The organism is Actinomyces ruminis, assembly GCF_002154335.2.
Classification (GTDB): Bacteria; Actinomycetota; Actinomycetes; order Actinomycetales; family Actinomycetaceae; genus Actinomyces; species Actinomyces ruminis.
Genome location: NZ_MTPX02000093.1, coordinates 1 through 1,599 on the forward strand (window position 1 = coordinate 1; position 1,599 = coordinate 1,599).

Sequence of the window (1,599 nt, forward strand, 5' to 3'; positions counted from 1 at the left end):
TGATGCTCCTATGGTTGTCAAGTGGTTAGGGGTGGGTGGGTGTTGAGCCATTGGCGGTAGTTGTTGGTCAGGGTGGTGTCGTGGTGGAGTCCGCGTTCTAGTCGGCTGATTAGGGGTGGGTGGGTGCCCAGGTGGTGGGCGGCTTGGGTCAGGGTGAGTCCGCGTTGTTGGCGTTGTTGGCGTAGGTCGTCGGTGCGGGGTGGGGTGGGTGGGTTGGTTAGTAGGTGGAATGCTTCGCGGGCGATGGCGCGTTTGAGGCAGCGCATGATGTCCTTGGGGGTTTTGTTGCGCTGTGCCAGGCGTTTGGCGTAGGCCTGGGTGCGTGGGTCGCGGGCCAGGCGGGAGCGTGCGACTTGGTGTAGTGCCAGTTGGCTTGTCGGTCTGCGCCGCGGTTTAGGCGGTGGCGGTTGGTTTTGCCGGAGCTGGCGGGTATGGGGCAGGCGCCGCACAGGGCGGCGAAGGATGCCTCGTTGTGGATGCGGTCGGGGTTGTCCCCAGCGGTTACTAGCAGGGTGGCGGTGGTGACGGGCCCGTAGCCCTTGGTCGCCAGCATCGCGGGGGCGGCTTGTTGGGTGAGTGCGTGTAGTTGGGTGTCGATGTCGTTGATCTCTTGGTCCAGGGCCTGCTGGCGGCGGGCCAGGCGGTACAGGACCTGCCTGGTGGTGGCGGTGACAGCCCGGCCGGTAGCGTCGGCGTTGGTGCTGGTAGCGCTGTCGGTGGTGTTGGCCAGGGCGTTGACCAGGTCGGGGCCGTTAAGGCCGTCCAGGCGGGTTCGTAGTGGGGCGGGGGCGGTGATGACAAGGGCGCTGATCTGCCGTTTGGTGGCGGTGGCGGCCTTGACGGCGGAGCGGCGCTCGGCCAGCAGGACGCGGATCTGCTCGCATTGTCCTTGCCCGGTCTTGGCGATGGGCAGGGCCTCGGCCTCGGCCAGGGCCTGCTGCGCGGCGGCGTAGGCGTCGATCCGGTCGGACTTGCCGCGACGCCGCTGGGAGCGCTTGGGGCGGATCACCTCCCGGATGGGTGCGCCGGCCGCTCGCAGGGCGCGGGCCAGTCCCGCCCCGTAGGAGCCGGTGCCCTCAATACCGATCATCTGGATTTGTCCCAGGCCGGTAGCGAAGTCCAGTAGCTGGCTGTATCCCGCCGGGGTGGCAGCCACTTGCATGTCGCCCAGGCGCTGCCCGGTTACGGCGTCGAGCACCGCGACATGATGGGTGTCCTTGTGCGTGTCCACCCCGGCAACCACCCAGCGTCCCCCAGCCGGGACGGGGGCCGCTGGGGCCAGGACAGGCTCGGCGGCGGCAGTATCGTTGAAAGTGCATTGCTGGGTGCTGTCTGCATGATGATCATGCTCTCCTAGACGGTGGGCGCGCCGGCGGGCCGGGAGCCCGTCTCGCAGACAGGACGTTGATGAGGAATCAACTCCAGGCTCATATCAAGTCATGCGAGCAGCCCCGAGCCCGCCGGCACCAGATGCAATAGTCGCCCGCCCGGCCCGGCAGGCGCGGACAGATCAATCCCAGGACAGACCCAACCAGGCCGCCAGTCCGAAATAGGGTCACACACCCCCAGCACCGAGCAGACACTTACATTCTCTACGTC

2 protein-coding genes are annotated in these 1,599 nt (G+C 67.2%); both read right to left on the reverse strand.

The features are described from left to right. Positions 1 to 17 precede the first annotated feature (17 nt). Positions 18 to 266: a helix-turn-helix domain-containing protein gene (locus BW737_RS20185; RefSeq protein ID WP_086616118.1), complete on the reverse strand. Its 249-nt coding sequence runs from the start codon at positions 264 to 266 to the stop codon at positions 18 to 20. Then, positions 218 to 1,231 (reverse strand): IS110 family RNA-guided transposase, encoded by a 1,014-nt coding sequence (locus BW737_RS15400; protein ID WP_099330404.1) that lies wholly within the window; start codon positions 1,229 to 1,231, stop codon positions 218 to 220. The genes BW737_RS20185 and BW737_RS15400 overlap by 49 nt, the downstream gene beginning before the upstream one ends. Positions 1,232 to 1,599 lie beyond the last annotated feature (368 nt).

Excerpts from the sequence above, each read along its gene's own strand:
- BW737_RS20185 (WP_086616118.1), bottom strand. The coding sequence starts at position 266 with ATGCGCTGCCTCAAACGCGCCATCGCCCGCGAAGCATTCCACCTACTA.